The organism is Brevibacillus sp. AY1 (assembly GCF_029870785.1).
GTDB classification, from domain to species: Bacteria; Bacillota; Bacilli; order Brevibacillales; family Brevibacillaceae; genus Brevibacillus; species Brevibacillus invocatus.
On sequence record NZ_JAFLPN010000074.1, the window covers coordinates 1 to 7,427 of the forward strand.

The following is a 7,427-nucleotide window of genomic DNA, read 5'->3' on the forward strand; positions in this document are numbered from 1 at the left end:
AGTTGCACTTATACTATCTTCCGCTAATCTTTTTAGCGCTTTAGCGCACTTAAACTTTCCGATAGTACAAAAAAGGCCACTTGAAATGTGGCCTACGCGGAAAGAACTTTTCTACCTTTACGACGACGAGCCGCCAAAATCTTACGGCCGTTTTTTGTACTCATGCGCGTGCGGAACCCGTGGTCCTTTTTGCGCTTGCGGTTGTTTGGATTGAAAGATGGTTTCATTGCAGTATACACCTCCGTCCTCGCAGACATTCCTTCGAATTATAAAAAGATATGCCTAAAAAGTCAAGTCAAACATGGGTTTGTCTTCCAAAGCAAATATCCCCATTTTACTATTTCCCAGACCTGTGGATATCATTTTATCCACAAATTCAAATTTCGACAAGAATATCTACAGCTTGTACACAAAATATGGACATGTGAATATGTAGACGACACCAGTGGTTGTGTTTGTGGATAAGTATGAAAAAACCATTGATGACATGCCTTTTATCTGTTATTATATTTTTGTTTTGGAGCGTGAATAACTCCTTGTGGACGAACGGGTTTTCCACAGCCTGTGGATAAGCTTGTGGACAGATTTCTTCATCTGTGAATCAGAATACTCACAATGATGCGGATAATTGTCTATTTTTTTCTTTTCTCCGAGTGGAATCCCTTTTTTTCGACTTTTTTTATCCACAGAGACCACGAGCAGCCATGTTAACAAACTTGCTCTTATACTCTTGTTATTTGCCTGATTGAACGAAAAAAGTTTACGTGCTTCCGTAAATGGAAGCAGCCTTGCTTCAGTTTTTGGATTGCATAACAAGGTACCTCAAGCGTATGCATCCGACTGCGCTTTGGCAGACCTTCCGCTAGTGCGCGGTCGCTCATCTTCGAGCAGACCTCGGTAGAGGTTTTTTTATTTTACTTATCTATTATGAGTATGTCTCAAAAAGGAGGGATTCTGGTTGGATGCAGCGATTAGCGAGCTATGGCGTAAGGTTTTGGCCAAGATAGAGAAATCGCTAAGCAAACCCAGTTTTGATACCTGGCTGAAAGCAACCAAAGCAAACACTTTGGAAGAAGACGCGCTGATCGTCGTAGCGCCGAATGACTTTGCCAGGGATTGGCTCGAAACCAGGTACTCTCAGCTGATCACCGATACACTATATGAAGTGACCGGAGTCAATATGAAGGTAAAATTCGTAGTCCTGCAAAATCCGGACTCTGCATTTGCCGACGAACAGCCTGTCCCGCGGGTCAAGGCGCAACCTCCGGCTACGGTAGCGGATGATCAACCACCGAGCATCTTAAATCCCAAGTACACCTTTGACACCTTTGTCATTGGATCTGGAAACCGCTTTGCCCATGCTGCGTCACTGGCTGTCGCAGAAGCGCCCGCAAAAGCGTACAATCCCCTCTTTATATACGGGGGTGTGGGTTTAGGTAAAACCCACTTGATGCACGCCATCGGTCATTATGTGATTCAACACAATCCATCGGCAAAAGTGGTTTATTTGTCGTCTGAAAAATTTACAAATGAATTCATCAACTCCATCCGGGACAACAAGGCAGTCGAGTTCCGCAACAAATACCGGAGTGTCGATGTCTTGCTGATTGACGATATCCAGTTCCTCGCAGGAAAGGAATCGACCCAGGAGGAGTTCTTCCATACGTTCAATGCCTTGCATGAAGAAAGCAAGCAGATCATCATCTCCTCTGACCGGCCTCCCAAGGAGATCCCTACATTGGAGGATCGCTTGCGCTCCCGCTTTGAATGGGGCTTGATTACCGATATTCAGCCGCCAGATCTGGAAACCCGGATCGCGATTTTGCGCAAAAAGGCCAAGGCTGAAAATCTGGACATTCCCAATGAAGTGATGGCGTATATCGCCAACCAAATCGACAGCAACATCCGCGAGCTGGAAGGTGCACTCATTCGCGTTGTAGCGTATTCATCCCTGATCAATCGCGATATTGATACGCAATTGGCTGCAGAAGCTTTAAAAGATATCATTCCTTCCTCCAGACCCAAGGTGATTACCATCATTGACATCCAACGGGTCGTAGGTGAAGCATATAGCCTCAAGCTCGAGGACTTTAAAGCGAAAAAACGAACCAAAACCGTCGCTTTTCCTCGTCAGATCGCGATGTACCTCTCCAGAGAACTGACAGACGCGTCTCTTCCGAAAATCGGCGACGAATTTGGCGGTCGTGACCATACAACTGTCATCCATGCACATGAGAAAATCTCTCGTGCCCTGGCGAACGATCCTCATATGCAGACAACGATCCAGTCACTTATTGAAAAGTTAAAAGCAAACCATTAACCTGTGAATAACGCAAAAAGCCTATACACAACTTACCCACATGTGTATAGGCTATCTTTTACGCTATTGTTCCACATATCCACAAATCCACAGGCCCTATTACTACTTCTGTTAAAAAGATATATCCTAATAAGATATGATAAAGGCGCTGCTGTTATACATCAGTCATGAAAAAATAATTGCAGTGATAGAGGGAGGCCCACGTTGATGAATATCACCGTTCAACGAGAAAAGCTGTCAAACGCCGTATCACATGTTAGCAAAGCCGTTTCCAACAGAACTACGATTCCGATTTTGACTGGGATCAAGATAAAAGCAGATGACGAAGGCTTGACGCTGACAGCAAGTGATTCCGATGTATCCATTGAGGTTCAGATTCCATTGGAAGAAGCCGATGAATGGGGAGTTACGGTTCATCGAGCTGGAAGCATCGTTTTGACTGCACGTATTTTTAGCGAAATTGTACGTAAACTGCCTAGCAACGAAATTCAAATTGAAGTGGATGATCGTTTGGTGACCACTATTCGTTCCGGAAAAGCAGAATTTACGATCAATGGAATGGACGCCAACGAATTCCCACAGCTGCCCCAACTGGAAGAGGACAAAGTATTCAGTGTTCCCGGAGATTTGCTAAAATCCATGATTCGCCAAACCGTCTTTGGTGTTTCCATTTCGGAAATGCGTCCGATCCTGACCGGATTGATGTGGTCGCTGGAGCGCGGACAGCTTCGTTTTGTCGCGACAGACAGTCACCGTTTGGCAAGTCGCACAGCTATGGTAGAATGTCCTGAAGAGCTTTCTTTCCACAACGTCGTGGTTCCGGGAAAAAGCTGCAACGAGCTGACAAAAATTTTGGATGACGATCAAAATCCTGCTGATATTGTTGTTGCTGAAAACCAAATTCTGGTAAAATCAAGGCATATCCTGTTTTACTCCCGTTTGCTGGAGGGTACGTATCCAGATACCACTCGCATCATTCCACAAGGCAGCAAAACGGAGATCACGGTCAGCACAAAAGAATTTTTGCAATCCATTGAGCGTGCTTCCCTGCTCAGCCGTGAAGGAAAATCCAATGTGGTGAAGCTGGTTACGCTGCCAGATGGCAATGTAGAAATCACCTCCAATGCTCCAGAGATTGGAAAGGTGACCGATATTCTGCAACCAAAAGCTATGGACGGGGAAGAGTTGAAAATTTCCTTTAACGCGAAGTACATGATTGATGCTCTGCGCGCAATCGACAGCAGTGAAATCAAGGCTAGCTTTACAGGTCCGATGAGCCCGTTCGTCATTCGACCTACGGATCATGACTGGATGCTGCATCTGATCCTGCCGGTGCGTACGTACTAGTTTTTTCAAACGGTTAGGGTTGACAAAAGTGTCCTCGACAGAGGTTTTATCAAAGAAAGGAGCCAAGCCATGCGTGAGGTTTCCATCAAGACCGAATACATCGCCCTAGGGCAATTTTTAAAGCTGGCTGAAATCATTGACACAGGCGGCATGGCGAAAGCTTTTCTCGCAGAGGTTCCGATCAAGGTCAATGGCGAGCTGGATAATAGACGAGGTCGCAAGCTGTATCCAGGTGATGAGGTGGCGATCGAGGGCTTTGGCCGCTATCAAGTGGTAAGCCACTGAGAGGAGAGCGTGAAGCTTGTTTCTCAAGAACCTGTCGCTAACCAACTATCGAAACTACAAATCGCTGTCGCTTTCTTTTGACAGCCCGATTCAACTGTTTATTGGAAATAATGCACAAGGCAAGACGAATGTACTGGAATCCATCTATGTCCTCGCTCTTGCCAAATCTCATCGCACGCCCAGGGATAAAGAACTGATTGCGTGGGATGCCGATTTTGCCGCCATCCGTAGCGATGTTCTTCGTCGCTACGGTTCTGTTCGTTTGGAGCTGCAGTTGACAGCAAAGGGAAAGAGGGCCAAAATCAACGGAATGGAACAGCAAAAGCTGAGCGAGTACGTGGGTGCCTTGAATGTGGTCATGTTTGCCCCAGAAGATCTGTCCATCGTCAAAGGATCACCTGCTCAGCGCAGACGATTCATCGATATGGAAATCGGCCAGGTGTCGCCTACGTATCTGTACTATTTGAGCAATTACAACAAGGTACTGGCTCAGCGAAACCAGTTGCTAAAGGATCTGGCGATGAAAAAAAGCCACTCGCTGGAAATGCTGGCAATTTGGAATACCCAATTGGCTGATTTAGCGGTAAAATTGTTAAGGAAGCGTTTTGAGTTCATTCGGAAGCTGGAGACGTGGGCGAAGGATATCCACACCGGCATTACCGACGGTAGGGAAACGCTCTCTTTGCATTATGAAAACACGACGCCCGTCACAGAAGAACTGGAAGCAGACCAGGCTGTAGATTTGCTCTTGGCTGCCTATGAAGAAGTACGTGACCGGGAAATCATGCGCGGAAGCACGATGATCGGACCACACCGTGATGATTTTTCATTGAAAGTGAATGGCATGGATGTGCAAACTTACGGATCGCAAGGACAGCAGCGAACGACTGCTTTGTCCATCAAATTAGCCGAGATCGAACTGATTAAGGAAGAGGTAGGCGAATATCCTGTCCTTCTGTTGGATGATGTCTTATCAGAGCTGGATGAACATAGACAAACCTTACTGCTCGAGACGATTCAGGATCGGGTGCAGACGTTTGTAAGTACGACTGGTGTGGAAGGCTTAAAACATCAGGTTCTCCAGCAAGCCTCTCGTTTTTACGTGAAGGAAGGGAATATCTCAGGGGAAAGGTAGGGATACAGGGATGTTTATACACATTGGTGGAGATACTGTGGTGAGCACCAAGGATGTTATTTCCATATTGGATCACCAGACTGTCAAATCCTCGAAGCTAAACAAGAGTTTTTTGCATGAAAAGCGAAAAACAGTCGTAGATCATAGTGTAGAAGATACAAAGTCCTATGTAATCACCCAGGATGCCATTTACTGTTCACCTATTTCTTCTCTGACGCTGAAGCGACGCGCTCAGTTCGTGGACAGCTTGGATCAGGTTCCCATCGTACAAGCTGAAGTGGAGGAGTTGACTTAAGTAGTGGATCAAGTGACGACGAAAGATACGAACTATGATGCCAGTCAGATTCAGGTGCTGGAAGGCTTGGAAGCGGTTCGCAAGCGCCCGGGGATGTACATCGGGTCGACTAGCAGCCGTGGATTGCATCACCTGGTTTGGGAGATCGTGGACAATGCAATTGACGAGGCTTTGGCCGGTTATTGCGATGATATTTTGGTTGTCATCCGACCAGACAACTCCGTAGCTGTAACGGACAACGGTCGCGGAATTCCTACCGGGATTCATGAAAAGACCGGGAAGTCCACAGTAGAAACCGTTTTGACTGTACTGCATGCCGGTGGTAAATTTGGCGGCGGTGGATACAAGGTGTCTGGTGGTCTTCACGGTGTAGGTAGCTCAGTTGTGAACGCATTGTCCGAGTGGATGGAAGTTGAAGTCAAGCAAAACGGAAACGTGTACTTCATGCGTTTTAATACGGGTGCGCCTGAGGCGGATCTCGCCATAGTAGGTGAAACTGAGATGACGGGAACAACCGTCACGTTTAAGCCTGACCCGACTATTTTTACCGAAACCACGGAGTTTGAATACGAGATTTTGCAAAAACGGATTCGTGAGCTTGCTTTCCTCAACAAGGGATTGCGGATTACGCTCAAGGATACACGTCCAAACCAGGAGCGGGAAGAGTCGTTCCATTACGAGGGCGGTATTATCCAATTCGTTGAGTATTTGAATAAAAACCGGGAAGCTCTCCATGAAGACGTGATTTATTGCGAGGGAGAAAAAGATGGCATACTGGTCGAGGTAGCCATTCAATACAACGACAGTTATGTCAGCAATATTTACTCTTTTGCCAATAACATCAATACACATGAGGGCGGAACGCATGAGACAGGATTCAAGACAGCCCTGACTCGTGTCATCAATGACTACAGCCGCAAATTCAATTTCCTGAAAGAAAAGGATCCGAACCTTTCCGGGGATGATGTGCGCGAAGGAATTACGGCGATTATCTCCGTCAAGATCCAGGAGCCGCAGTTCGAGGGCCAGACCAAGACCAAACTGGGGAACTCTGAAGCACGCAGCATCACGGAATCCGTATTTGGCGATCGCTTTAACACCTTTATGGAGGAAAACCCGGGCGTTGCCAAAAAGGTCGTGGAAAAAGCGCTCATGGCTTCGAGAGCACGTGAAGCGGCGCGTAAGGCACGGGAGATGACCAGACGAAAAAGCGCACTGGAAGTAAGCGCGTTGCCGGGAAAACTGGCAGACTGCTCTTCCAAGGACGCTTCCGAATCTGAATTGTTTATCGTAGAGGGAGACTCTGCGGGGGGTTCAGCAAAGTCGGGGCGCGACCGTCATTTCCAGGCGATCCTGCCTCTTCGCGGAAAAGTGTTGAACGTAGAAAAATCGCGCTTGGATAAAATTTTGTCCAACAACGAGATTCGGACGATCATCACTGCGCTTGGTACAGGGATTGGCGAAGATTTTGATATTACGAAAGCGCGCTACCATAAGGTCGTCATCATGACGGATGCGGACGTAGACGGTTCCCACATTCGTACATTGCTCTTGACGTTCTTCTATCGCTACATGCGTCAATTGATCGAAGCAGGCTATATTTATATTGCCCAGCCCCCTCTGTACAGTATCAAGCAGGGCAAACAACTGCATTACGCCTACACCGATCAGCAACGTGACGAGATCCTTGCCACGCTGAAAACAACACCGAAGCCCGGCATCCAACGTTATAAAGGATTGGGTGAAATGAACGCGGACCAATTGTGGGAAACCACGATGGACCCTGAACATCGTTCTATGCTTCAAGTGAACCTGGAAGATGCGATGGAAGCGGATATGGTATTTGAGACGCTCATGGGTGACGAGGTAGAGCCGCGCAGAGAGTTTATCGAGAAATACTCTACGACAGTGCGCGATTTGGATTTTTAATTGTATACAAGGTAAGTTTAAGGGGCGTGATTTCAACGCCCCTTTTTTATACTATCGGAAAGTTTAAGTGCGCTAAAGCGCTAAAAAGATTAGCGGAAGATAGTATAAGTGCAACT

General features: G+C 46.8%; 7 protein-coding genes. 6 read left to right on the forward strand and 1 reads right to left on the reverse strand.

Annotated features, from left to right (window positions below; genetic code table 11):
• Positions 1-92: 92 nt before the first annotated feature.
• Positions 93-227 carry a 50S ribosomal protein L34 gene (gene rpmH / locus JZI27_RS24320; protein WP_084568070.1) on the reverse strand — a complete coding sequence of 45 codons (135 nt, stop codon included), beginning with the start codon at positions 225-227 and terminating at the stop codon, positions 93-95.
• Between the two features lie 731 nt (positions 228-958).
• Between rpmH and dnaA the strand changes: the two genes are divergently transcribed.
• From dnaA to gyrB, 6 genes are all read left to right on the forward strand, one after another.
• Positions 959-2,320 carry a chromosomal replication initiator protein DnaA gene (dnaA, locus tag JZI27_RS24325; RefSeq protein ID WP_251244807.1) on the forward strand — a complete coding sequence of 454 codons (1,362 nt, stop codon included), beginning with the start codon at positions 959-961 and terminating at the stop codon, positions 2,318-2,320.
• Positions 2,321-2,527: 207 nt separating this feature from the next.
• Positions 2,528-3,667: a DNA polymerase III subunit beta gene (gene dnaN / locus JZI27_RS24330; protein WP_251244806.1), complete on the forward strand. Its 1,140-nt coding sequence runs from the start codon at positions 2,528-2,530 to the stop codon at positions 3,665-3,667.
• Between the two features lie 69 nt (positions 3,668-3,736).
• Positions 3,737-3,952, forward strand: coding sequence for a S4 domain-containing protein YaaA (gene yaaA, locus JZI27_RS24335; protein WP_251244805.1), 216 nt, complete (start codon positions 3,737-3,739; stop codon positions 3,950-3,952).
• A gap of 16 nt (positions 3,953-3,968) precedes the next feature.
• Positions 3,969-5,087 (forward strand): DNA replication/repair protein RecF, encoded by a 1,119-nt coding sequence (recF, locus tag JZI27_RS24340; protein WP_280209753.1) that lies wholly within the window; start codon positions 3,969-3,971, stop codon positions 5,085-5,087.
• A gap of 10 nt (positions 5,088-5,097) precedes the next feature.
• Positions 5,098-5,382 (forward strand): extracellular matrix regulator RemB, encoded by a 285-nt coding sequence (gene remB, locus JZI27_RS24345; RefSeq protein WP_251244803.1) that lies wholly within the window; start codon positions 5,098-5,100, stop codon positions 5,380-5,382.
• A gap of 3 nt (positions 5,383-5,385) precedes the next feature.
• Positions 5,386-7,311, forward strand: a complete 1,926-nt coding sequence (gyrB, locus tag JZI27_RS24350) for a DNA topoisomerase (ATP-hydrolyzing) subunit B (protein WP_251244802.1) — start codon at positions 5,386-5,388, stop codon at positions 7,309-7,311.
• Positions 7,312-7,427 lie beyond the last annotated feature (116 nt).